A 26,040-nucleotide genomic window follows, 5' to 3' on the forward strand; every position below is an offset into this window, starting at 1 on the left:
TTGAGGAAAAACCGCAGTGGAGACGGAAAAGACGGTGTTGCGGCAGGAGGAACGAAAACCGACCGTGATCCGCCTGCTTCAGGACGGAGCAACGATGACCGAAGAGGAAATTCAGACCTTGGTGCAGGCTCCGGTCAAAGCCAAATATCCTCATCTGACCGTGGAGTTGCAGATCAATACGAAAAGCGACGAAGGGTTATAGCAGCTCGTTACGGGAGGGGATTTCCCTGAACTGATCCTGACTTCGTTTTCCCGGATCCTTCGAATCCGTTTATGAGGCATGTGTATCGTTGTGGGACGGCATGAGATACCGGAGGAGCAGTGGAGCGAGCCGTTCTATTCGCATCCGGACATTGATTTGTAATGGATCGCGGATCAAAAATCGAACCGATCCCATGTGTGTTTAAAGTAGCTGCCGCACTCCCTGTGATTCAATTCTTAAAATTTCGGTTTTTTGCAAAATTGACATTGAGAAATGACCTATAATCCAGAAGAAATATCCTGTATAATAAGGTATCCGGAAGTGAAAAAAATGTACGATCTTTTCAACAAAACATAGAAGGCGGGAGCAGGATGGGCCGTAAGTGGAACAATATTAAAGAAAAGAAAGCTTCGAAGGACGTGAATACAAGCCGAATTTACTCCAAGTTCGGTCTAGAAATTTATGTAGCCGCAAGGAAGGGCGAGCCTGATCCGGAATCGAACCGGGATTTGAAAGTCGTTCTGGAACGCGCCAAAACGTACAATGTGCCGAGAGCAATCATCGACCGCGCCATCGAAAAGGCGAAGGGCGGCTCGGACGAAAATTACGAGGTGCTGCGGTATGAAGGGTTCGGCCCAAGCGGTTCGATGATTATCGTAGATGCTTTGACCAACAACGTGAACCGGACGGCTTCGACGGTACGTTCCGCCTTCAACAAAAACGGCGGGAGTATGGGTGTGAGCGGCTCGGTCGCTTATATGTTCGATGCGACGGCGGTTTTCGGCTTAACAAGCAAAACGCTTGATGAAGTTTTTGAGATCATGCTGGAAGCGGACGTAAACGTGCGGGACATTTTTGACGAAGACGAAGGCGTAATCGTCTATGCAGAGCCCGACCAATACCACGCCGTTCAAGAGGCGTTGAAAAATGCGGGCGTTACGGAATTTAGCGTCGCGGAGCTGATCATGCTTCCACAGAGCTACGTCACGATTCCGGAAGACGTCCAAGCTCAATTTGAAAAGCTGATCGATGCGCTGGAGGATCTGGAAGACGTCCAGCAAGTGTACCACAACGTAGATTTCGGAGAATAAATGTATGCTTTTATTGCAGGCTGCCGGTTACGGCGGCCTTTTTTGAGTATGAGATGATCCTGAAGCAGGAGCTTCTCGAGCAATTCGGCGGGGTCTTTCGTTACTCATCATAAGGTCCAAAGACCTTGGCTTGTACGCAAAATCTAGCAGAATTTGTAGGTCTAACGTCACTATGGGCAGCATTGGTGTCTTCGTTATACTGATACAGTATGTATCTGTTGAATACATGATGTATCTGGTGATGAGGAGCTGCGAGTCGATGAATCGAATCGGAAGACGTTTTTGGAGAAAGATGACCGTATTATTGCTGGCCGTTGCGTTAATGGTGCCGGAGCTAGGTGTTGTATCGGCGGCAGCGGTGCCGGCGGACCGAGATCCGCTCGGTAAACTGGTCGCCAATGCGGTGATGAATGCGGTTTACGGCATTCAACCGGTTAAGCCAAAAGCGGCGGCAGTCCCAGCACCGCCGCTCACATGGAACGTGCTGACTAAGCTGAACCGGGGGATGATTCCCTTGATTTATCAGCCTGACTTTCAGCAGTTCAAACTAAGCAGCAAAGGACAGTTTATCGGTTTCAAACGAATGCTGCTGCTAAATAATCCGGTGTCGGTCAAACCGGTTATTACCGTCTACGATCGGGTAACGGGCATCATGGACGATATCCAAGTTCCAGCCGCTTCCCTAGGCGATGAAATGCTTTATTTTGACATGAGCGCAGATGCCCGTTACGTGGCTTTTACGTATGCTGCCGAACGTTACTCCATGAATCCAAAGATGCATGTTTATGTATTCGATCGGGAAGAACGAAGGCTGATCCCGATAACGGTACCATTTGAAACTTCGGATTTCTCTGGAGAAAACAACCGGGTCAGCATCAGCGATAACGGCAATTATGTCGTCTTCGATTCCGATGCCAAAGGATTAGTGCCGGAGGATAACGACGAGTATCGCGACGTGTTCCTCTATAACCGAGCAGTCAATTCGCTTACAAGAATAAGCTCGCGTGCCGGCATGCAGGATTTCGATAACGGCAACAGCGAAGCGCCGTCAATTAGCGGTGATGGGCGTTATATCGCATTTCATTCGGAGGCCAACCTGACGGGACAAAGTCCGCATATCGGCCAGAGCGACATTTATGTATTTGATCGTCTGGGAGGAGGCGGTTCTCCTTTTGAACGGATCAGTGTCGGCACAAACGGCGAAGAGGCTGACGGTCCGAGCACGCAGCCTTCGATCAGCGCGGACGGTTCATCGATTGCGTTCGAATCCTATGCGACGAATTTGGTGGACGGCACTACGAGTGGGGAAGATACGAAACATATTTTCGTCTACAATCGGCCGGCCGGCTCCATCGTTCGCGTCTCGCTTGGTTCAGGCGGCGTACCTTTTACCCGCGACAGCTTACAACCGTCGATCAGCGATGATGGGCGTTATGTCGGTTTTCATCTGGACTCTGTATACATAGATGGAGACAATGATATTCCATACGAGGCTTATGCCGCCGACGTTGCGGCTCAGGTTGCATATAAGATCACGGTGCAAAACGCGCCTTACCGTCTGGTTGGTCCGAGCATGTCTCCGGTGATTGGCAGTGGTGGAAAGCTCATTGTATACAGCTCGGATTATTTAGAATCGTTTGGCGGTTCGACGGAAGAAGACCCGCTTCCCGGCATCTTCATCGCCTCGCTCGGGTCAGCCCCGTCATGGCCGGCCGGCAGCAAGCTGGAAGCGACGATCCGGACGGACACGACGGTCACGCTGAGCTGGCAAAACGCATCGGATGCGGCAGGCATCCTAGGCTACCACGTCTATAAAGACGGCGAAAATATAGGTTATGTTCCGTTTGCGGGCGGCGGCTACGCGTTCACGGCAACGGGCCTAATGCCCATGACAGAGCATGTTTTTCAAGTCGAGGCCGTAAATGCGGAGTACATCGAAAGTTTCGGCGGTCCGACTTACAAGCTTGGCCAGGGCGGAGAAAATCCGGGCAGCGTCTTGCGCGTTTCGTGGGATGTCGATAACATGCGCTTCGGATTGGTTATGCCGGACGGCAAGCTGAACATTACAGCAAACGACGAGCCAGGGAAGCAGGCTGCAGCAGAGCTGGTGTATACAGTATGGAAGGATGAGACCTCCCAGGAGACGCGAAAAGCGGAGCTGACACTTGACGAACGAGTTGCTTCACCCGGCACTTACGGGGCGGACTGGGCGCTCCCGGACGGAGTCAGCCAGCTTACTTCCTTAACCGTGAAGCTGACCGACCCGGCTAGGCCGGCTGAGGCGAAGGAGAAGCAAGCCGACGGACTGCCGATTCAAGTTGCGGGGACGATCGAGCTTCAGTTTGCTAACCGGGGAGACTCCAGTCTCGCAGGCAGTGTGCTGTCTGTCATGAACGGACAATTTGGGGAGCAGGTTTATCAACTGACCAAATCGGATCCTTTTGCCATAAACGGGTTGTATCCGGGCAGAGACTATTCGTTCATTCTTCGTTCGCCGGATTACCGCCACATATGGGGAAAGCTGGAGCAGGTACGGACAGAGGCGGGAAAACGCAAGAAGGTTGACATGTTCATCGAGCAGCCGGCTAAGATCCGGTTCCAGGTCGTCGATCCGAAGGGAATGCCTGTATCCGGCGTCCGTCTGGAGTTATCCGGCCCGCAACAGCAATATCCCTTTTCCGACAACAGCGGCAGCGATGGCTGGAGCGGATGGATGGAAAACTTGAAAGCCGGAGACAAGGTTGTCGCCAAGTTCGATATCGGGGAAATGCTGATGGAGCCGGTGCCGAATCAAGAAGTCGTGCTAAAGCCGGGAGCGAATGAGCAAACGATACGGTTAAAGGCGCCGGACGAAGGGATCGTGCGCGGCCACGTCAAATCGCCGAACGGGAAGGGGGTTAGCAACGCGCTTGTTACGTCGACCCAGACATACCGGGGGCAGCAAATCGTACGCAAGGCGAGAACGAATCTGGACGGCGAGTATGTGCTATCTTTGCTGAAAGGCGAGACTAGGCTCGAAGCATACGAATCGTCCTATGAGTACAGCACGGACCGTTCAATTACCGCGCAGGTGACGGAAGGCCAGACGACAGTGGTGGATATTCCCGTTTTTCAGCCAAGCCGGGGCGTCATCAATCTGGAGGTACGGCTGAAATATCTCGAGGATACCGATTACGGCGAACCCGTCAACATGGAACAGATGGGGATGTTGACCAAGCTGGAAACGAAGTCCGGGTGGATGACGGGATATTTTCATAATGCCTATCATTTCCAAGGGTCGCCCGGCGATCAAGTTTCCGTCTGCGTGACCGGAACCGTGCCGGCGCACATGACCACCTGCACGCAAGTGACGCTCGATTCGAACGCTAACGCAACGGCTAAATTGTACTTGGAGGAAAAAGGCGCGCGCGTTCAAGGGCAGCTCGCTTCGGCCGGACTAGGCTTCGTATCCGGGTGGCTGTACAAAATGGAAAACGGGAGACGCATATCGCAATCGACGTACTTTGGAGAAGACAACGTTCATTCGGATGGGAAATTTAACATCAACGTGCCCGAAGCCGGCACCTACGTTATGGAGCTGTCTAGACGTACGGAGGAGCGCCCGATCCAATACCACTATGCGAATGTTCAGTTTACGGTGGCGGACAAACAAATATTATCGATCGGGACGGTCAACTTTAGCGAAAGGAACGTTTTTGCAAACTACAGCGGCAATACGTACGACGTATTGAATAGCCGGATTGCAGCGGGAGAAACGGTGACGTTTAAAGCCGGATATAAGAACAGTGACGCTTCCGAAGTGGAGAACGTGACGCTGCTTTTCGATATACCGGAAGGTACGGCAGTAGTTAAAGACGGAACTGGCCGCCTGGTCGTGAACGGACTTCCGCAGGACGGAGAGGCGGTACTCGACGGCCAGACGCTTTCGGTCAAGATCGGTTCGCTGGCAAAGAAACAGTCCGGAACGGTTGGCTTCCAAATCAAAGCCAATCCGACGTTTAACCAAAGCTCGGCGAAATCTTCCGCCCGCATTCGGGCTACAATCGGCGGGAAGCAGGTGGAGGAGACAATCGGTACCGTCTTGCTGGATGCCCCGTTGGTAACGCTCGAGGCGCCCGAACGCGTATATCAGCCGAAGTTCGCGGTCAGCGGAGTGGCGCCGAAGCAAAGCGTAGTGAAGGTATATGACGGCGGGCAGCTGCTGGGCAGTACGACGGCGGCGAACAACGGATATTGGATACTCCAGGTGGAGCTGCCGGATTTAGGTGATCCCGGCATGCACGCCCTGCGCGCCGAAGTGGAAGCAAACGGCCTCAAGCTGCAGTCTTTGGTTTCCTATGTCAATTATGATACGAAGAAGCCGAGGCTGCTGGAGATGGCTATGGCGCAGGCCCCGGATGGCAAATGGATCACGATAGATACCAAGGACGGCATATCGAATCCTTTTTACACCGTCGTGCCGGGAAATCCGTTCCAGTTCGAGTTGAAGTTCGATGATCCGGACAAAGTCGAGAACGCATACGTCTATATGGACGGTCAGGCAGGCGAACCGGTCAAGGCCGTTCGGGACGGAGGAGTGTTTCGGGCGTTTGCACCTACGAATAAGGGAGCGCTTGGCAACATTTACGTCGATTTCGAGTCGAAGCCGGAGCCGCTCCAATTGGACGGCAAATCTCCAACGATGGATGAAGTGCGGGCGTCGCTGCCGCTCACGATGCGCGATTTTACGGCAGAAGTAACGTCTCCCTTCGAGCTGAAGGACGGCAAATATTCAGGTACGGTGAAGCTGACCTTCCCGCAGCTCGACAACATGACGATGACCGTAACCCTTCGCTTGGAGCCGAATGCGAACTATTCGGCGACGAGCGAGGAGATTGCATTAGCGGAACGTTCCGGGGTACCCATGTATAACAGCTCCTTCACGCTTACGGAAACGGAGGACGGGTTCAAAACCGTCTCGAAAGGTTACATGCCCATGAACGTGTTGTTTCAGCAAGGTTTGCCTGCGGAAATGAAAGCTTCGCTTGGTGGCGTAAAGGTGCTTGACGCGGATCCCGTTTTTGCCGCCGTAGTAACGGAGAACTATGTGCAGTTTGGGCCGGATGGCGATAAGTTCGGCACATTCAATTCGGTCAAAAGCCAGTACGACGGCATGAAGGGATTCGCCGAAAAAGTCAATAAAATTACTTACAAAGTTCAAGCGAGCGGTCTCGATTGCCTCGCCGAGCTGCCGCGCACGGCCAAGCAGGCAGGCAAAGCGTTAGTTTCGCTTGTCGGCGGGGAGGTAGCCAAGTTCGGACTCGGCGCATGGACCGCGGCAATGGGACTTTCAGGTCCGGGAGCGATAGCCGCGGCTGGCACCTCGGCTGCAATCGGAGCGAAAATCGACGGTTACGTCGACAAGCAGATCGACGCGATCGGAACCGGCTATAACCAATGTCTTAAAGAAGATGTCGACCCCAGCAAGCGGAAACGGTATAAAATCGCGCGTCCGCGCTGGATTTACGACCCGAGTGGATATATTTATGAAGCTGTGCCGGAAAACCGTCTGAGCGGCGTAAAAGCGACCGTTCTCTACCAAGATCCGGACAGTAAACAATGGACCGTATGGGATGCGAGACCGTACGAGCAAGTGAATCCGCATCAAACGGATGACCACGGCAAGTACGGCTGGGATGTGCCGCAAGGCAAATGGAAGGTCGTTTGGGAGAAGGACGGGTACGTGACGCAAACGAGCGCGGAACTGGACGTTCCACCGCCTCATACCGAGGTGAACGCCGGACTTGTATCGTGGGAGGCACCCAAGGTGCTGACGGTTACCGGTGTGACCTATGCCGGAGGCAGCAATGTGGATATCGAGTTTTCGAAATATGTAAAGGTGCATGAATCGGCTATCCCTTCGCAAGCAGTAACCGTAACGGGAACGGATGGCAGGGCGATAGAAGGCACTGTTGCCTTTGTTAGTCCGGTCAACAATCCAGCCGATCCTGACGGAGCCGATTTGTCGCGAGTCGCAAGATTTACGCCGAAGGCGGCGGTTTTCGTCGGTGATGGGTATACAGTGAAAGTGAATCCGAACTATTTCCAAAGCTACTCGGGCGTTTGGATGAATGGAGGGTTTACCGGCGCGTTTGCGGTCCAGTTGCGCGACGAACGCGGACCGGAGGCCATAAGCGCAAGCGTCGAGGCGGAAGGCCGGATCGTTCGTCTTACGTTCGATGAGAACTTGGATGCCGCGGTTGATTCGGCGAAGTTTACTTGGAACGGCAGCGGCGAACTTATTGCATCCGCAGTGAAAAGCGCTTATGGAGACGACTTCAGGACAATCTTGATCACCTTGACCGAACCGATGGGCATCGGCGGGTCATTGACCGTATTGCCGGGAGCGGTATACGATGCTGCAGGCAATGGGGCGGTGGAAAAGTCTCTGCAAGCGGCAAGAAACGTATTGTCGGAAGAAGCGCGGCTGAACTCGCTTCGTGTGGAGGAGGGCATGCTGTCGCTGGCCTTCGATCCCGAGAAGCTGAGCTATTCAACATCGGTACCGTTGACAGCGGAGCAGGTGAGCATTACCGCAACGACAGCTCATCCGAAAGCGAAGCTCGTTATCGACGGAGTCGAAGCGGTGAGCGGCGTGTCGAAAACGGTGATCATCCCGGATAATGGCGAAATCGCGGTACGCGTCATCGCCGAAGACGGCGCAACTGTTCGGGAGTACTCGATCGGAATATCCCGTGCAAACGAACCGGATCGAGACGCGGCATTGTCTGGACTCGCGGTAACGCCGGGTACTCTTGCACCTGCATTTGACCCAGCCAAGTTGGCATATGAAATAGAAGTAAGCTCCAGCGTCACGAGACTGCAAGTGACGGCTACTGCCAGCAGTTCGAAGGCACAGGGCTTGACGATTAATGGGGCAGCCGTAGTGAGCGGAGCGGTCCAAACGGTAACGATTCCGGCAAGCGGTCTAATTGAGGTAGTCGTAACGGCGGCAGACGGAACGACGAAGATGACGTACTCGGTCCGCGTGAAACGAACACCGGGAAGTTCGAATCAGGTAGGCTACATACCGGCAGAGCCGGCTTTGACCAACGCGGAGCCGTTCACCGCCCGGAACGGCGGATCGGGGCTGCGCATTACGCTGCAAAGCGATGCGATTGCTAAAGCTTTGCAAACTACTGCTGACGGCAAAAAGCAACTGACCGTCGATGTAACCGGGCAAGCAGACGAGTACGTGCTCCAGCTGCCGGCAAACGTGTTGGAAAAGCTGAAAAACAGCAAAGCGGAAATCATTTTCAGAACAAAGACGCTGCAAGCCTTGTTACCTTGGGAAATGATAGAAGCCGCACAAGTTCCATCGGGCGCATCAATCTCGTTCGGCTTCGGAGCAGCGTCTGCCTTGGAGGAGAAGACGGCCTTTGAAGCCGCCGCAAGTCAGAGCGGGAACGCCTTGAACCCGGTCGGGCATGCGATAGTCGTAATACTTGAAGTGAATCAAGGGCAAGAAACGACCGCCCTTGCGATTACGTCTGCGCATCCGATTATTTTACAGCTTCCGGTAAACGCGGTTCGCCAGGAAGCGATATACCGTCTGAACGGGGAGAATCTTACCTGGACGTACGTATGGGGCCAAATAAACGAAAGCGGCAGTTCCGCGACGATAGAGATGCAATCTTCCGGCACTTACGCGGTGATGGCCTATAAGAACCCGTTCGCAGATATCGCAGGTCATTGGGGAGCGGCCGACATAGGCTGGATGGGACAGCGGCTTCTCGTTATGGGGGCTGCGCCTGGATCGTTCCTGCCCGATCAGACGATTTCACGAGCCGAATTCGCCACTATGCTCGTGAGAGCGCTCGGATTGGAGTCATCGCCCGGCAGAAGCGGCGGCCGCTTTGAAGATATAAGCGATGAAGCTTGGTATAGCGCTAATGTCAGAGCGGCAGCCGCGGCCGGATTAATAGACGGCGTCACGCCGGAACGTTTCGAACCTAACGCGCTAATTACGAGGGAGCAGATGGCCGTCATGGTCTGGCGAGCCTACGCACAAATCTACAAAATCAAGGGAGCGGAAGCCAAGTACAATTTGCTGCAGTCGTTCTCAGATCGCGGAACGATTAGCGAATGGGCTCGGGAAGCCGTTACTCTGTGCATCGAAACAGGGCTCATTCTCGGAACCGAACCGGATGCGTTTGATCCGCTTGGCCATGCGACAAGAGCGCAAGCAGCCGCAATTATGAAACGGCTGCTCCACCATGTAAATTAGAATGCTAGAGCCCGGCGGCAGCCGTCAGATTTCATCGGCTGCAGGCTGGGCTCTTTCTTACTCTTTTTTACAATCTTATCCGCTAGAAACAGAGTCAGATTCGGCAAAGTACCCGATGAGAAATTCGCGAAACTTGCGCGAAGCAAGGGAGAGATACCGTTTTTCGTGCCAAGCGATTTGGAAATTACGCTGGCAGACTGGGAACTCAATATGCAGTAAGTTCAGCGGTGAGTTCGGGCCGCCGCACTTTCCCACAAGCGCAACGCCTAGTCCGGCTCGGACAAGACTTGAAATGGCGGCAGGCTCGTCGACCCGGCAGACGAAATTGGGCATTATCCCGGCTTCTTGAAATAACAAATCATTCATTCGCTGAAAAGGAAAACCCTCCTTGTACCCGATAAACGGGTCCTCTGCCAGCTCGCTCAAGCGGATGCTCTTTTTCCCGGCAAACCGGTGTCCTTGGGGAACAGCTAAATAAATATCTTCCTTCAAGACAGATACCGAGCTAATGTCGGGTCGATCGATCGGCAGCGCCGTAAAGCACATGTCGACCTCGCCCGTCTCCACCAAATGCGTCATTTCTTCCATCGAAGCCTGCGTAATTCGAAAGTTAACTTCTGGATGCAGCGTGAGAAATTCGCCGAGCGCATCCGTTAACCGATCCAGTGTCGTTGTCGCGAGGTGAATGCCCCCTTGTTCGAGACCCGCCAACTCTGATACTTCTTTCCTTCCTTCTTCCAACAAGGCAAGCGCCTTCTCGACTTTGTCCAGGAACGCCTTGCCAAACGTATTCAGGTGAATCCGCCCTCCGTGCCGGTCGAACAACGGAACCCCTACGTCTTCCTCCAGCCTTGAAATCGTCTTGCTCAGCGCTGGCTGCGCGATTAACAGCTCCTGTGCCGCCTTCGTCATGTGCTCCATCCGGGCCACCGTTCGAAAATACCGCAACTGCAGCAGCTCCATACATGTCGCCCTCCCATATACCTGAGTATATAGACCTTATGGTTTAAGATATATTTTTGTTTATTTATAAGTGATTGTAAAATATAGCATGTAAGGAAAGCAATAAGCTTTGCGTAAAAAAACGCACAAAAAAAGGAGTATTTGAAACGAGCGAACATGGATTAATGGGAGGAATCAAAATGAAACAATTAAGCATTGGCATTATTTTAGGAAGCACGCGTCAAGGACGCGTAAGTCCACAAGTAGGAAATTGGGTTAAAGGAATTGCCGATGGGCGCGGAGATGCGAATTATGAAATCGTAGATATAGCTGCTCGTAGCGGACGTTCGCGCGCATCCAACATTTTCGATATTTACGGATTTTGAAAGCTTCAAAACATTTAAGCCTGCCGAACTGCACATTGGTAAAATAAACGCTATGTTAGATCAACTTATCGCATGGAGCGGCGCATTAAAAACGTTAAGATAAACGAAGCTGCAATAGGGGGAAACAGGGGAGGATTGCGTAATGAGAGCAGCAGTATTTCGCTTAGTCGGCGGACCCGAGGTCATGGAGGTCATGTCATTTCCCGATCCGCAGGCCGGTCCGGGGCAAGTCAGGGTCCGGGTGAAAACGGCCGGGGTACAGCATTATGATTGTGGCGTGCGGAACGGGTGGACTCCGCAGGGCGTCGCCATTCAGCTTCCGCAAATTCCGGGCAACGAGTTCGCGGGCATCATCGATCAAGTGGGCGAAGGCGTAACCGGCTTTCAGGTAGGCGGCGAAGTACTCGGCTTCGCGCTATTGAATTGTTACGCTGAATATGTGGTCGTAGGCGCAGACCAAATTGTAAGCAAACCCGGCAGCATGACCTGGGAAGAGGCAGGGGGGCTGACCGGCAACGGCCAGGGCGCACATATCGCCTTGAAAGCCATTGCCCACTCGAACGGTCTGCGGATGCGCATCGGCTGATCGAAACGGGACACGGCCGCGGCAAGATTGTCCTCACCATGAACTAAGTAAAGACCGTCGAAAAAAGATTCAACTGAAAGTCAACGCGAGGTGACTTTTTAGCTTTTATTACAGCTAATTGGGGAACCGTACCCTAAGTAATCCGGAATTTTCAAGTCGCAAACGGCGCATTTCAAGACTATATAACTATTCAATTAATGTAAAAACTGACATGTCGGTCCACTCCCCTTTTGCTGATGCCTTCATAAGTCATCTCCCCCCTTGACAGGATGACTGTCCTTCTTTTGTTTGGACAAGCTGCGAAATTGGTTGGCAGTAATCCCTTTCATTTCACGGAATACGCGGGCAAATGTACGAAACGATTCGAACCCGACTTCCATAGCAATATCCGTTATGCTGATATTCGTGTGTTGCAGCATAATGTCAGCAGTTTCAATTCGCAGATGATGGATATATTTTACAAATGTATGGCCGGTATACTTTTTAAAAGACAAACTGATATAAGAGACACTGAGTTCGAACCGCTGTGCCAGTTCTTCCAAGCTGAGCGGCTTCCGAAAGTGGAGATGGACATACCGCAGAACGGGCCAGAACAGCTGTGTGCGTGCTGCTGACTTTCTGTCTGTGATGAGCGGGTTCGGATCGGATTGCCGGCGGCTCGCGCTGCGGATATAGATCAGGATCGCTTCTGTAAGCTTGGTGCGGACCAGATGGCGGTATATGGGAGTATCGGGTTCGCTGGAAATTTCTAATAAAAACTCGAAAATCTGTTTCATTTTCTCTTTCTCCGAACCTTCGAAGTCCAGGAAGGAAGGCAATTCGGTGCCGATGGAGTCAAGCAATCTGGAAAACTCGCTATCCTCCTGCTGTCCGAATACCAATTGAATGTCAAATAGACAGCAGTACTTGGAAACTTGCTGACCGGGTGCGCTTGAGATGGAATGCATGTGATGGGGCAAGAGGAAAGAGACCGTGCCTTGCCGCAGCGGATGACGGACGCCATTGATGGTTTCGTAACCGCTTCCGCTCGTGAAGTACGATAGTTCCGCATAGTCGTGATAGTGCAGCTCGGTCCGTGAAACGTTCGTATGAAGGATGCCAAACCGTTCCTGCGTTTCCCGGAATCTCGGAATATCGTCGATGTCGCCCTGATACTCCAGATAAAATGTGTTATCCATAAGGATCATCCTTATTCGTCAATTTCACAGCGAGGATTTCCTTCATTAAACCTCACATCCGCCGGACTGTAAACCTGAAATCAGGACCCGTTGAAACGAAAAATGGCAGCTGGTATCAAATTTTCGGCATGTGTCGCCGGTTTTCATGATTTAGTATAGAGGCAGGAGCGGATGAAAGGATCATGTTCTCCGGCATACATCCAAATATAGAAGAAGGAATGATCGGGATGGAACAAGAAGCAACGAAAACAAACAGAGCGCGTATCGGGTATTGGCCGTTGCGCGAGGACTGCCGGGATGCCTCGACGGATCAGCGTCATGGGCAAGCGGTAGCCGTACAATTCCAGGACGGAGCCGTCTTTGACGGGGAGCAGTCGGCCATTGTGCTGCCGGATTCGGAGTGGACCCATGGCGCCCGTCCCTTCACTCTCTCCGTGGAATTCGAAATTCATGATGAGAAGGGATCGCTTCCCGGAGGAATATGCAGCCGGTATGCCGAGGAGCAGATGACGGGCTGGCATTTGTCCGTGCTGACGCAGGCAGGGGTAACGTCCACTCAACCGAACTGGCGGAACTTGCAGCTTGGCTGGAGCTTGCCCGAATCGGCAGCGGACCAGTGGCAGGATCGCGGCACCCCGGGCAACAGCCGTCTGATCTGTACCTTATGCGTGTATGAGGGAGGATTGTATGCCGGAGTGTTCGATGATGCGCGGGACAACAAAGGCAGAGTCTACAAACTGGGTGAGAACGACGAATGGATCGACTGCGGCAATCCGGATGACAGTAATTCGGTATGGTCGTTAATCGAGTATAAAGGCAAGCTGTATGCGAGTACGATGCGTTACAAAGCGTCCGGCTCCGCTCTGCCGGAGTCGCCCAATATGGAGCCGGGCGGAAAAATATACCGATATGAGGGCGGTCGGACGTGGTCGTTGTTCGCTGAGCTTCCCGGCTCGGACAGTGCTGCTTCGATGGTGGTTTATCAAGGCAAACTGATCGCGATGTCCTTTTATACTCCGGGCGTGTACGCTTATGATGAAACGGGGGCATGTGAGGATCTGGGCGCGCCAGGGCCGGAAGGAAAGACGCGGACCATGACTTTGGCGGCTTACCGGGAACGATTGTATATCGGCTGCAACGAGCTCCAGGGTGTGTACAGCCGCACGTTGGATGAAGACTGGGTGTATGAAGGGAAAGTAGAAAAATGCGATCAAGTTTATTGTTTTGCGGTGTACCATAACGATCTGCTGATGGGGGTCTGGCCGGAAGCGCGCATGCTGCGTTATGAGGGAGACCGGCAATGGAGCAATTACGGGTTGATGGGATCTGAGCTGGAAGTGATGGGGATCTCCATGTTTGGCGGCAAGCTGTACGGCGGTACATTGCCAGGCGGCCATGTATACCGTTATGCCGGCGATGGCGAATGGACGCTGTCCGGCGTCCTTGAACCGGAAAATCCGGACATTCGTTACCGCCGGGTATGGTCGATGGCTGTATATGGCGGCGAACTGTATGCGGGTACATTGCCGGGCGGCAAAGTGTGGAGTTTGCGAAATGATCCGCTTGTGACTCTGGATCGTTCTGTACCAGACGGGTGGCATCGTGCCGTGATCACTTATGATCTGGAGCGCCTCACTCTGTACCTGGATGGGGTACTTGTATCTTCCGCGCCGATCGACCCGGCGAAACGGGGTGAATTGGGCCGTACGCCGCTTGTGCTGGGCAAAGGGCCGCAAGCTCATTTTTCCGGCAAAATCCGTGAAGTGGAATTGCTGGATGGCGCTATATCCGAGCAAGAAGCAGCCGAGCTGTACCGCCAATAAAAACGAACCGATCAAGGAGGAAGCACAGTCGAGACCGTGACTCGGAATCGCCGTTAACCGCGCGATTCAACCGTCGATTGCACGCATATACAGATGGAAGAACTCGACGCTTCCTGTGACCAAGTCTGCCCGTGCCGTTATGCGGGCAGGCTTTGCTGCGTTGCGCGGGATTCTACCCTCGACGCACATAACGACATCGTTCGACTGCCCCGGACACGCTTTTGGAAAACATGTCCTGTTTGCTAATTGTGGGCAAAAATAAGTTTTGTTACGCTTTAGGAGACCGGTCAAGGAGGGGGATATCAATCATACCAGAGGAAAGCCGTTTCCGGACAAGATTCAATTTGAAAGCGTATTAATGTTCACTGTTTTTCAACAAACCAAATTCGGAGGTGCAGCGATGTAGGGAACGCGCCTGACATAGCCGCGAAAGAAAAGATCATCCATCGTTCAGTCATATACATGATCCATAATGGAGGAATGAACATGTCGGAACAAAACCGCAATGAAGATCCAACCGGGGAAGAGCAGCAGCTAAACGGAAGCGGGCCACAGGTACAGCCGATCATGCAACAATCGGACCGGACGGATGGTACCGAGGGGCAAGCGACGGGAGCTTCCATCAGCAGAAGAAAACTGCTCGCGTCGGTAGGTCTTGCGAGCGTCGCCATGGCTGCAGGCACCGTAATGAGCAGTATGACTCCAGGATATGCGAGAGACAAGGATGATGATGTAACAGATTCCGTATACGTTAACAAAGGCGCTGCCCACTTAGGAAAGGTATGCAGGCATGTGGACAACGTCAGCTCTCTGTCCGGTCTAATCGGCAGTTGCCAAGGCGATTTCGTCGAGACAACGAGCTACCATCCGGGATGGGCGGGTACGCTGATCGGCCCGGTTGGCGGTGCACAGTTCGTATGGGATTCTACACGTCCACGATCCCAGCACAACGGCGGGAATATTGTCAGTCCTACCGTGCCATGGGATGGCACGGAGGCAGCGCTCGCCGCCTATATCGCCGGGACGGGCGAAACTTCCCCAGGCGCTACAGGCTGCTGGGTGCACAGGAACTACGGTTCCAATACGTTTAATGTGTTGCAGTGGGGCGCCAAGAATGACGCCACTCTGAACGGCGCCAATAACGTGGTGCTGCAACCGCTGTTCGATTACGCGGAAAAAGCTGTAGGCGGCGGTTATGGCGGCATCATCAAGTTCCCGCGAGGAAATTACGGCATCGGTGTGCCTCTGAACGTACGCGATCGCATGACCTTGCAGGGCGAGGGGACGGCCGCAACGATTCTTCACTTCAGAACGCTGGCCAGCGGCCATGCGATCACGCTTGGACCGACCGGGCCTGATCACCCTACGCGCCCCCCGGGTCAATACGTGTTCGCCGCCCGTCTGGAGAAGCTTACCGTCGCAGGCGGCAATACTTACAAGGGCTTGGATCGCGCCATGGTGTACACCGACGGCGCACATGAGCATAGCGGCGTATTCGAATGCGTCATACGGGACTTCACCTCGTTCGGCATCCATTACAACACCGGCAACGGCGGTCCGGCCTTATTCGAGATCTCCGATGTCGAGATTTATGCAAGCACGGTTCTCCCGAGCGCAGGAATCCGCCGCGGAGTTTACTCCAGCGCCGGCGGCGCCCTGGTCCTGCTCCGGCACGCCACCATCACCGGCGCCCAGGTAACCGGCGGCAAGCTGGGACAGGGCGTGCTGATGGCTAAAGATAATCTGGTGGCATCCGGCGTACACCTCGAAGAGAGCACGGTTGGCATAAGCCTAAGTCAGATCGCAGCTTCGGAACCCCGCACGAACACGCTGTCCGGAGTAACTGGTAATGCTACAGTTCCAGAGCTGATTGAGGTGGGGTCCACGTTCGAGGGCAGCGTTACGGTCATGGGCGCATCCAGCACCTCGCTGGCAACGACAGGTCTTGGCGTTCTAAATAACCGTCGCACAGGCGAGATGCTGAAGGACGGCACGATCAGCCTATATTCCTATACCACCATTGGCGGCGAAGGGACGGCGGCTGCGCGCGGCCGGATCACGGTGTCCGGCGGTACGGCTGCGGTTGTAAAGGCGACTGGGCGTCCGTTCACAGCTGCTCGTACTTCCGTAGGCGTCATAACGGTGACGCTTGCGAAACCGATGCCCGACATCAACTATGTCGTTATTCCAACGGCGCGCCTCAGTATGGAGATGTCGGCGGAGTTCGTCCCGATCTCTACTACGGTTTTCGAGATTCGAACCTACAATTCTTCAGGCGTACTAACCGATCCGGGATCGGTATGGTTCGTGCTGTTTTCTTAAACGATCATAAACGGCACGTTTCCTTATTAACGGTGATTCGATGAAAGTCAGTTACAACGGAAGTACGGCAATGGGCGATTTTACAATTTGCGTAATCAATAGGGTACACCCGTATTCTATATTGATAACCAGCGCGAACAGCTCACTTTGCTTGGAAACCGATTCTAGCCTTATACAAGGGGGAACACTACAAATGAAAACGTTACGACAAATTGGGATAGGCTGTCTCTCATTCATGCTCGTCCTTTCCGCATGCAGCAAGCCGGAGGAGACGCCGCCAAATGCGCGACAGGAGGAGGTCCCTGCGCCGGCGGAAAAAGTGGAATTGGTGTTTTACACCGAAGGAGGAGGCTCTCAAGAAGCATTCGATCAACAATTCGGAAATGTTCTGCGTAAAAAGTTTCCGAACTACACGATTAAGTATATCGAGCAGCATGGCCCGGGAACTTACCTGAAAGATCTTCTGGCAGCCGGTACGCAGATAGACGTCTATTACCACTCCGTCGGCTACTTCTTGACTACCGCTTTGCCGAACGCCATCCAATACGATATGAGCGAATTAATCAAGACGCACAAAGTGGATTTAAACAGCATCGAGCCTGTCACGATCGAAGGGTTTCGAAACGATGCGGACGGCAAGATACTGGCTTTGCCGATCGTCACGGACAGCATGGTCACCTATTACAACAAAGATTTGTTTGACAAATTCGGAGTGAAGTATCCTAGCAATGGCATGACGTGGGATTCGTTTAACGAGATGGCGAAAAAGCTGAGTCGCATGGAGGGAGACACTCAATATTTCGGATATTTACCGATGATGCAGTATTTGTTTTATACGAACCCGCTTTCGATCCCGGCCGTCGATCGCAGCACCCTGAAACCGACAATTAATACGGACCGCCGCTGGGAGCTGTTTTTTGACAAACTGGTTTCCCCTCCGGGCAATGTCGACCCGGCTGCCAAAAAAGTAATGCCGAGGACGGCTATTAAAGTTCTCGAAGAAGGTTTTTTTCAAGGCAGGCAAGGAATGATGGTGTACGTATCCGCCCTGATCAGCGGCTGGCAGGACAAGTTCGATAAGCTGAATTTCGACATCGTTTCACCCCCGGCGTTCAGCGAACAGCCCGGGGTCGGCACTCAGCCGTACGGCGTTTATATGGGCGTAACAAACATGTCCAAAAACAAGGGCGCTGCGATGGAAGCGATCAAACATTTGTTGTCGGAAGAGGTTCAGACAACCTATGCCCGAAACGGGCGGCTGCCCGTTCTGCGCAGCGAGAAAGTACGATCGAATCTGGGACAAGACACCAAGTTTAAAGATATTAACTGGCAAGCGGTATTTGCCTCTAAATTGGCGAATGTCCCCTTTAAAGGTCCTTACGCCACTTCAATCGAAAATGTATACATGAAGTATGCCACTGCGGTCATGTTCGGTGAAAAGGACAGGAACACGGCGTTTCGCGAAGCCGAGGAAGAGGCGACCAAATTAATGGAAACGTTAAAGGCGACCTTCGCGAAGCCTTAAGCTGAGGGAGGGCATCATGAAAAGAGGCGCAGCGGAATCAATACCGCTGTTATGCGCGTTGTTGGACCGATGACCGGATCAGGGCCATACACAGCTCGGTATCGTCCGATTTTCGGCAATGGGGAAGATGATGTAACCAACAAGCGTTATGCTATCGGCTGCTGCGGCGGTCGAAGTATAACGCTTGTTGGCCTCTCGCCGATTTCCGGCGGTTGACGGGAATCCTTCCAAAGTCACAAGGAGCGGGCAACAGATTTGCGTGCTCTGCGCATCATCGTTCTGTACTCCGAGGGAGTCATGCCCGTTTTGTCCTGAAATATACAGTAAAAGTGGGGAGGGGATTCGCACCCGATTTCACGTGCAATGTGCTCAATGGGAAGGTCGCTCGTCCGCAAAAAATCTTTCGCGACCTCAATCCGGGTACTAAGCAGCTTCTGCTTGAAAGAAACGTTATAGTGCTGTTTGAGCAACCGATTAACTTGGCGGGTGCTTAGATTCAATTGCTCGGCCAGCATTTCCAAGGTCAACTGTTGCCGGTAATCTACAAAAAAACGGTCTATGATGCTGGAGCGCTGATTATCCTTGGCTTTGCTCGGCATCGTGTACGTGGTGTTGGCGTAGCTATCCCGCACGATTTCCCGGACCGTCCGTACAATAACTTGTGCGAACAGACTTTGGGCATTCGCATACGACCCTAATGAAGGCGTTTTCAATTCATTTCTGATTTCTTGGATCAGGCGGAAAATCGATTCGTTATGGTCTTTGTTGTAAAGTCCGCTGTAACGGAGACGAGACAGCAGAGACTTAATCTGTTCCGCCTCTGTATGGGGAAACCAGTCGTCGTTGTCGCAGATGCGTCGGAACGTAAACCGTAAGGTGAAGCGATTGAGAGGAGACTGCGAATCCGGGATGACAGCATGAAAGACGTTATGTCCGATGATGTGGATGGAGTATGGTGCGAATCTGTACTCATGATCGTTCACAAGGAGCAGTCCCGATCCGGAGAGAATGAACTGCATCTCGATGGCCGCGTGATTATGCTTGTCCTGCGTTTCCTTCATCACCAAAGGCTCGAAGTTGTCATTAAGCTGGAAGTCGAACAACAGGGAGTTTATTCGAACCTTCATATTCAGACTTTCCCAGAAGGACAGTGCCGCGCGTTCCTTACCGATTGCCATAAGGATCCCTCCACACTATGCAACTTTAGTTACTATCGATTATAGCACACTTGCCATCTTTGTATAGTCGATGTACAAAGTTTGTGCCGGTTGGATAGTTGCGATGACCGTTTGCGGACGGCACGTCTGACCGCTCCAAAGTCGTTCGACAAGCACCCCCCCATGAAGCCATAACGGGCGACAATGTATATGGAGAAATAAGCTGGCGATAGCGAGGTTCGCCGTCCCGAGCGCGGTCGTTTCGGGCAAATGAACGGAGTGAGAAGTTCAGTCCTAACTAAAGCAGCTGTGGAAGCTTACAAAGACTTTGTATATTCGGTGCACAAAGAAGGCTGCTGTGTGAGGCCGTCACCCGATCTGTTCACCAATCTCGACCGGGGGTGGGGAGGCAAGATCGGAAATAACTTTCTAGTGAAATTGTTGAAATTAAAACCGATTTATTATATTATCATTATATAAAATGATAATGTTGGAGGACCATGAAATGGCTAGAAAAGCGGATCTGCTGCTACATCCGATCCGAATGCGGATTATCCAACAATTAATGCTGGGCAAACCGCTGACGACCGCACAACTGTTGGAAGAGCTTGGCGATGTTCCTCAAGCGACGTTGTATCGACACATTCATCTGTTGATCGAAGCGGATATGATCGAAGTAGTCGATACGAACAAAGTGAAAGGAACGGAAGAACGGGTATTCTCCGTCAAGAAGGATCAAATACAGATTTCGGATAAGGAGGCCGAGGTCACTTCACAAGAGGATCATTTGCGGCATTTTTCTGCATTCCATGCTAATTTGCTTCAGCTTGCGACTTCTTATATTACGGAAAATTCCCCGACTCAATACAAAGAGAATGGATTCGGATATTGGTTTGCGCCTATGCATTTGACGAATGACGAGTTTCAGGAGCTCATCGACTCGATTAATACCTACATCGAAAAAGCGATCCATAACGAACCGACGCCCGAGCGCAATCCCCGTATTTTTGCTGGCATGTTTATTCCCCAAAAATCAAAAGGACCATCACAAGAATAAGGAGGCGGATACGAAAATGAGTATTCAGATTACTTTGGGTGATTATGCTCTAATCTTGAATTTTTCAGGCTGGGCGGCAATTACTAACTTGAGAAGCAAAATTGAAATTCCTTACACTTCGATTGATAAATTGCAGGTGGGTGATTTTGAGTTTCCCATAACCGCTGTAAAGCGAACCGGCATTTCTGCATTAACTTATAAAAGCGGGGTTTTCGTCATTAATGGAAAGAAACATTTGTTATCTTATCGTGATGCCAGGAAAGTAGTCATTCTTGATTTGCAAGAGCATGAATTTAACAAAATCGTAATTGAAAGCGAAGCTCCCGAGCAATTGGTAAACACTCTGCTGCAACGCAGTTCTTGTGAACGATAGTGTAATCACATCATCATCCCTTCGGCATATCCGAATACCGTCCAATAGTCTTTATCCACCCGATGGTATCCCTCCCAAATTCCTGCGGTTCCATTGAATCTGCAACCTCCCGGCCGCCCCTGCAAAATTCCCAGTCCTCCCGGGAACGGGACCCTTGCGGTCGGGAACGGACCGTCGGTATGATGGATGATGTCGAGGTGATGAACAGATGACCTTATACGATATCGGAATCAAAGGGAAGGGGAATTTGGAGCAGAAACTGCCTACCACAGCCGCAAAGGATCGAACGGATCGGCTCGCGCATACTGCTATAGTCGCCGTGCTGCTGCCTCCGGTGCTCGGAGTGTCGGCCATGGCTGGAAACGCAGCAACGGTATATGCCGGATTCGCCTTATTGGTAGGGTCGCTCCAAGCGATTCGCGCCGATAACGATCTTCTGCCGCCTGACCGCAGCCGCCCGATCGTGTGGCTGGCGATCGCCTGCACGGCGTATCTGCTCGGCCCGAAGGGACTTTTTGATCCGTATCGGATCGTAAGTCTCGTGTCCGAAGCGCTAAACTTACATTCCCAACTATCCGATCGTTTGCCGTATGTCGTGTTTGTTATCGTATCCGTGTGCGGATTCACGGCGATCTCGATCCGGATGCTTCTGCTTCTCCAGGAAGCGAAACGAAGTGCGGCGGAGCTGCACCTGAAACATGTAGAGCTAGCGCAGTTGCGACACAACCTGGAACAGACGGTGGAGCTGCGGGTGGCCGCGCTGGAGAAGGCGAGCCGATCATTGGCCGTGACGTTTCGCGAGAAGGCAGAGACGCTTGCAGAGATGGCGGTGCTGGAAGAGCGCAGCCGTATCGCGTATGAAATCCATGACACTGTCGGGTACACGTTGACCTCGGCGATCGTCCAGCTGGAAGCGGCGAAGAAGATTGCGGAACAACAGGATCGCGTTCCGTGGGAAAAGCTGGAGTTGCTGAGCGGGCTTGTGCGGAAAGGGCTGGAAGATGTCGGCAGGGCGGTCAAGCTGATCCGCTCGGATGATGCGGAGACGATGACACTGGAGGCGGCGCTCCGCGAGCTGATTCAATATACGGAAGATACGATGGAAATCGCCATCGATTCGGATATTTCATTGTCCTCGAATATTAAGCCGGGCAGGTTGACGGAACAGGTGTTGTATCATGCGCTGCAGGAAGGATTGACCAATGCCGCCCGCCATGGCAAGTGTATTCGCGTTCGATTCTCGCTGCGCTTGTCCAACGGGATGCTGCTATTTCGGCTGGTCAGCGATGGAGAGCCGTACGGCTCGGCCGTTCCCGGCTTCGGGCTGTCGTCCATGATCGAACGGGTGCAATTGCTGGACGGAAGAGTGAACATCCGATCCTCCGCCGATGCCGAAGGCGAGCCGGTCGGTTGCGAGTTGTCGATCGACCTGCCGCTGCTATAAATTTTATCGTTATGAGTATAGGATGATAGCAAATTCTAATAATCGATGAGACGGAGAGGGAGGACCGAAATGAAAACGATCAAGTGTATGATGGACCATCTGTACTGGGCGAACGCACGCATCCTGGACGCGCTCGAGGAGAGTGAGACGAAGAACAAGGACCTTCTGAAGCTGGTTCGGCATGTTGCGGTCGCGGAGCGAGTCTGGTTGTCCCGATTGCAGGGCAAGGGCAACGCGGCATATTCGTTGTGGGAGCAAGCAGAAGATCTGGCGGCGATCCGGACGATGTTCGAAGGTAACGCCGAGTTATATCGCGTCTATATCGAAGGACTCGAGGAGTCCGGGTTGGACGAGATGATCGACTATGCGAACCAGAGCGGGGTTCCGTTCCGTACGTCCGTCCGGGACATCCTGTCACAGGTCCTCTTGCACGGGCAATATCACCGGGGACAGATCAACCGGGCACTTCGGAACGAATCGGCAGAGCCTGCCCAAATCGATTACATCACGTTCGCGAGGCTCTAACGGGGCTTACACGAATGCGAGAGATCCATGCAAACTCGAAGGCAGCCGTCAAAACGATCGGCTGTTTTTGCTCAGCTATACCGACTGCTTGCTTGTTGATACGTTTTGGAGGAGGGGAATCCGTGAGCATGGAAATTTGCATTTCCAATACGAGCCATACGCTGCAGGTTGTCGGCTGCCAATTCGGGGTGAAGTCGGCGGACTGGTCGTATCCTAGGCATCATCATCATTTATTCGAGCTGTGTTACTGCTGGGAAGGCGTAGGGGAACTGACCGTGGGCGAAGAGACGATCGTGTTGCGCGCGGGCTGCTTACCGGTATTTGGAACGAGATCGCATACAGCGGACACGGCTGCCTGCCTACTTCCGGGAGATGGAGGGATTGCTGTCCAAGGAATTGCTGCAGTCGGGGCCCCCTCTTCTCGCCTCGCCGGACTCGGACCACCGCTTTGCCATTCAATTAAGCTACCGGAATCGCTTGTTTTTCCAGGGGCATATTTTGCTGATCATCCAGGAAGTTCTCTCTCTCTTGCTCCCGCTTGAGACAGAACCGGCGGAGGAGCTTCCGCTGAATGCCGGGTCGGTGCTTCAGATCGATGCGGCCCACGCCATCGAAGCGAGGTTGCACAATACGGGTTGTGTCAAAGGAGCGGTCAACGGTATCGCCAAAAATTGAAGGAAATCAGCAACTATTTGTAAACATGAAATTTTGAGGTTAGCCAGTTATGACACCAAATGAATGCAGTAACCGAGGCGAGGCAGTCCTTTCGGAATCCAAATGCCCATGTTGCATCGGCTTTCGGGTGGATCACACCCGGCACGTTCACATTGTACTTGACACCAAAGTTTAAGTGCTTTAAGATTAACCTTAATATTTTAACACGTTGAGAAGGAATAGTACGGTTTTTCTTAGCGAACAGAGAGCTGTTGGGCGGTGCAAAACAGCCGTGAAGAAAATCGGAACTCACCTTGGAGTTGCTCGCTGAACCATTTATAGTAAGTGGAGCCGGAGCCTGGCCGTTATCATCAGGAGGATACAAGGTTGCTCTTTTTGCAACCCTATCCGCAGAGTGCATGCCGACGATGGCATGAATTCGGAGTGGTACCGCGTAAGATGTCAAAGTCTTTCGTCTCTGTTTATGGAGATGAAAGGCTTTTTTGGGTTTAGTCCGCTTTTAGATAATTCAAGCAGAAATTGATGAAAGGAAGATAACCATGAAAAATGTTGAAAAGTATGCAAGAGGATATTTTATGCCGGCAGAGACAAGCTTGAATTGGACCCGGAAGGAATATATAACGGAGGCACCGATTTGGTGCAGCGTCGACCTTCGAGATGGAAATCAGGCGTTGATCGTTCCGATGAATTTGGAGGAAAAACTGGAATACTTCAAATTGCTTGTAGATATAGGTTTCAAGGAGATCGAAGTCGGTTTTCCCGCGGCGTCGGAAACCGAATTTACTTTCTTGCGCACATTGATCGAGACGGACTTGATCCCTGATGATGTAACGATCCAAGTACTTACCCAATCGAGAGAGCATATTATCCGAAAAACCTTTGAATCCCTTAAAGGTGCGAAAAAAGCCGTAGTACATTTGTACAACTCGACATCCGTGGCGCAGCGGGAACAGGTATTTCGCAAATCCAAAGAAGAAATTATCGACATCGCTGTAAGCGGCGCAAAACTGCTCAAGCAGTGTGCAGAAGAAACAGAAGGGAATTTTCAGTTCCAGTATTCGCCCGAAAGCTTTACAGGTACAGAGATTGATTTTGCGCTGGACATCTGCAATCGCGTACTCGATGTATGGCAGCCGACCTCAGAGAACCCGGTGATCATCAATCTTCCTGCGACGGTATCCATGTCGATGCCTCACATCTATGCTAGCCAAATCGAGTATATGAGCGAGCACTTGAATTTCCGGGAACATGTTATTTTGTCGCTTCATCCGCATAACGACAGGGGAACAGGCGTGGCGGATGCGGAACTGGGAGTACTGGCCGGGGCTCAGCGCGTTGAAGGAACATTGTTCGGGAATGGGGAAAGAACGGGGAACGTGGACATTGTCACGCTTGCTCTAAACATGTACTCACACGGGGTAGACCCGAAGCTGAATTTTGAGAACATCCCTGCGATCATCTCCGTATATGAACGATTGACCAAAATGAGAGTAAGCGAAAGACATCCTTACGGCGGCGAGCTTGTTTTCACCGCTTTCTCCGGTTCGCATCAGGATGCCATTGCAAAAGGAATGAAATGGCGGGAGGACGAGGAGCCCCGTAATTGGTCTGTCCCTTATCTGCTGATTGACCCCAAGGACATCGGCAGGGAGTATGAAGGCGATATTATTCGCATTAACAGCCAGTCCGGCAAAGGTGGGATAGGGTACATTCTGCAGCTGAAGTACGGACTCAATCTCCCGGCGAAAATGCGGGAAAATTTCGGATACTGCGTGAAAAACGTATCGGATCAGCAACAAAAGGAGCTGATGCCCGATGAAATATACGATATTTTCATGAAAGAATATGTGAATATAAAGAATCCTGTCGAGTTTGTCAAGTACCGATTTACGGACAATGAAGATTTTCAAACCATAGTCACTATACGATCCGGCAGTGAAGTCAAGGAAATTGCGGGCACCGGAAACGGAAGACTGGATGCAATCAGTAATGCGCTCCAAACCCATCTTGGGGTAGAATATACCGATTTGTTCTATAATGAGCATGCCCTGGAAACGGGCTCAAAATCACAAGCGATTTCTTATATCGGTATCACGGCTTCGAACGGTACCGTATATTGGGGATGCGGCATTGATGTGGATATCATGACCTCATCTATAAAAGCATTGTTTAGCGCTGTGAATCAAATGTGTCGTAAGGAGTCCTGAGTCTTTGAACGGCTAATTAGGGACCAGTCTCCCGGACAGGAGCGTTCAAGTATAAACCGAAACAAGCCTTTTTCCTTGCGGGAAAAGGCTTGTTTTGCGTTGCATGCCGCGTCTTGCAATAGGCCTCTCAAGAGAAATGGAAAACGACAATTTTACCCCGTCTAACTTCTACTTTGCCCCCTGTTCGAAGCGTTCGCCTGGTTGTACCCTAGAGGAAGGGGCAGTTTCGTCTTTGCGTCCGATCCTTGGCGTTTGGCAAATAATTCGGCTCATAAGTGCAT

15 protein-coding genes, 4 pseudogenes and 1 other annotated feature are annotated in these 26,040 nt (G+C 52.2%); of the genes and pseudogenes, 16 read left to right on the forward strand and 3 right to left on the reverse strand.

Features of this window, described 5'->3' with window-relative positions:
* Positions 1–16: 16 nt before the first annotated feature.
* From IDH45_RS25500 to IDH45_RS25510, 3 genes are all read left to right on the forward strand, one after another.
* A complete protein-coding gene (locus tag IDH45_RS25500; RefSeq protein WP_190930967.1) occupies positions 17–202 on the forward strand; it encodes a hypothetical protein in 186 nt (61 codons plus the stop codon).
* Positions 203–573: 371 nt separating this feature from the next.
* Positions 574–1,293: a YebC/PmpR family DNA-binding transcriptional regulator gene (locus IDH45_RS25505; RefSeq protein ID WP_190930968.1), complete on the forward strand. Its 720-nt coding sequence runs from the start codon at positions 574–576 to the stop codon at positions 1,291–1,293.
* A gap of 259 nt (positions 1,294–1,552) precedes the next feature.
* The gene (locus IDH45_RS25510) at positions 1,553–9,559 is read left to right on the forward strand and encodes a cadherin-like beta sandwich domain-containing protein (RefSeq protein ID WP_190930969.1); all 8,007 of its coding nucleotides are present in this window, start codon (positions 1,553–1,555) and stop codon (positions 9,557–9,559) included.
* 75 nt (positions 9,560–9,634) lie between these two features.
* Here the strand turns inward: IDH45_RS25510 and IDH45_RS25515 are convergent, their stop codons facing one another.
* The gene (locus IDH45_RS25515; protein ID WP_190930970.1) at positions 9,635–10,522 is read right to left on the reverse strand and encodes a LysR family transcriptional regulator; all 888 of its coding nucleotides are present in this window, start codon (positions 10,520–10,522) and stop codon (positions 9,635–9,637) included.
* A gap of 179 nt (positions 10,523–10,701) precedes the next feature.
* On the opposite strand from IDH45_RS25515, the pseudogene IDH45_RS25520 reads away from it, so the two are divergent.
* The 3 pseudogenes from IDH45_RS25520 to IDH45_RS35340 form a co-directional block, all read left to right on the forward strand.
* Positions 10,702–10,990, forward strand: a pseudogene (locus IDH45_RS25520) (hypothetical protein).
* A gap of 39 nt (positions 10,991–11,029) precedes the next feature.
* Positions 11,030–11,452, forward strand: a pseudogene (locus IDH45_RS25525) (alcohol dehydrogenase catalytic domain-containing protein); the annotation flags it as partial.
* Positions 11,453–11,463: 11 nt separating this feature from the next.
* Positions 11,464–11,520: pseudogene (locus tag IDH45_RS35340) on the forward strand (hypothetical protein); the annotation flags it as partial.
* Between the two features lie 195 nt (positions 11,521–11,715).
* Here the strand turns inward: IDH45_RS35340 and IDH45_RS25530 are convergent.
* Positions 11,716–12,651 carry an AraC family transcriptional regulator gene (locus tag IDH45_RS25530; RefSeq protein ID WP_190930971.1) on the reverse strand — a complete coding sequence of 312 codons (936 nt, stop codon included), beginning with the start codon at positions 12,649–12,651 and terminating at the stop codon, positions 11,716–11,718.
* 227 nt (positions 12,652–12,878) lie between these two features.
* On the opposite strand from IDH45_RS25530, the gene IDH45_RS25535 reads away from it, so the two are divergent.
* From IDH45_RS25535 to IDH45_RS25545, 3 genes are all read left to right on the forward strand, one after another.
* Entirely contained in the window at positions 12,879–14,474 is a 1,596-nt protein-coding gene (locus IDH45_RS25535; protein WP_190930972.1) for a LamG-like jellyroll fold domain-containing protein, read from the forward strand.
* A 486-nt stretch (positions 14,475–14,960) separates the two neighbouring features.
* A complete protein-coding gene (locus IDH45_RS25540; RefSeq protein ID WP_190930973.1) occupies positions 14,961–16,796 on the forward strand; it encodes a hypothetical protein in 1,836 nt (611 codons plus the stop codon).
* A 193-nt stretch (positions 16,797–16,989) separates the two neighbouring features.
* Positions 16,990–18,321, forward strand: a complete 1,332-nt coding sequence (locus tag IDH45_RS25545) for an ABC transporter substrate-binding protein (RefSeq protein WP_190930974.1) — start codon at positions 16,990–16,992, stop codon at positions 18,319–18,321.
* Positions 18,322–18,554: 233 nt separating this feature from the next.
* Here the strand turns inward: IDH45_RS25545 and IDH45_RS25550 are convergent, their stop codons facing one another.
* Entirely contained in the window at positions 18,555–19,499 is a 945-nt protein-coding gene (locus IDH45_RS25550) for a helix-turn-helix domain-containing protein (RefSeq protein ID WP_190930975.1), read from the reverse strand.
* A gap of 484 nt (positions 19,500–19,983) precedes the next feature.
* Here IDH45_RS25550 and IDH45_RS25555 point away from each other — a divergent pair, with 484 nt between their 5' ends.
* The 7 genes and pseudogenes from IDH45_RS25555 to leuA all read left to right on the forward strand — a co-directional run bounded on the left by IDH45_RS25555 (position 19,984) and on the right by leuA (position 25,759).
* A complete protein-coding gene (locus tag IDH45_RS25555) occupies positions 19,984–20,535 on the forward strand; it encodes a helix-turn-helix domain-containing protein (RefSeq protein ID WP_190930976.1) in 552 nt (183 codons plus the stop codon).
* Between the two features lie 16 nt (positions 20,536–20,551).
* Positions 20,552–20,908 (forward strand): PH domain-containing protein, encoded by a 357-nt coding sequence (locus IDH45_RS25560; protein ID WP_190930977.1) that lies wholly within the window; start codon positions 20,552–20,554, stop codon positions 20,906–20,908.
* A 208-nt stretch (positions 20,909–21,116) separates the two neighbouring features.
* Complete coding sequence (locus IDH45_RS25565) at positions 21,117–22,352, forward strand: sensor histidine kinase (protein ID WP_190930978.1); 1,236 nt, start codon at positions 21,117–21,119, stop codon at positions 22,350–22,352.
* A gap of 69 nt (positions 22,353–22,421) precedes the next feature.
* On the forward strand, positions 22,422–22,877 hold the full coding sequence (locus tag IDH45_RS25570; RefSeq protein WP_190930979.1) for a DinB family protein: 456 nt from the start codon (positions 22,422–22,424) through the stop codon (positions 22,875–22,877).
* A 128-nt stretch (positions 22,878–23,005) separates the two neighbouring features.
* Positions 23,006–23,179, forward strand: a pseudogene (locus IDH45_RS35345) (AraC family ligand binding domain-containing protein); the annotation flags it as partial.
* A 19-nt stretch (positions 23,180–23,198) separates the two neighbouring features.
* Positions 23,199–23,552: a hypothetical protein gene (locus IDH45_RS34340; RefSeq protein WP_223836964.1), complete on the forward strand. Its 354-nt coding sequence runs from the start codon at positions 23,199–23,201 to the stop codon at positions 23,550–23,552.
* A gap of 199 nt (positions 23,553–23,751) precedes the next feature.
* Positions 23,752–24,014, forward strand: a binding site (T-box leader).
* 77 nt (positions 24,015–24,091) lie between these two features.
* Positions 24,092–25,759: a 2-isopropylmalate synthase gene (gene leuA, locus IDH45_RS25585; RefSeq protein WP_190930982.1), complete on the forward strand. Its 1,668-nt coding sequence runs from the start codon at positions 24,092–24,094 to the stop codon at positions 25,757–25,759.
* Positions 25,760–26,040 lie beyond the last annotated feature (281 nt).

The organism is Paenibacillus oceani (assembly GCF_014705615.1).
Classification (GTDB): Bacteria; Bacillota; Bacilli; order Paenibacillales; family NBRC-103111; genus Paenibacillus_AB; species Paenibacillus_AB oceani.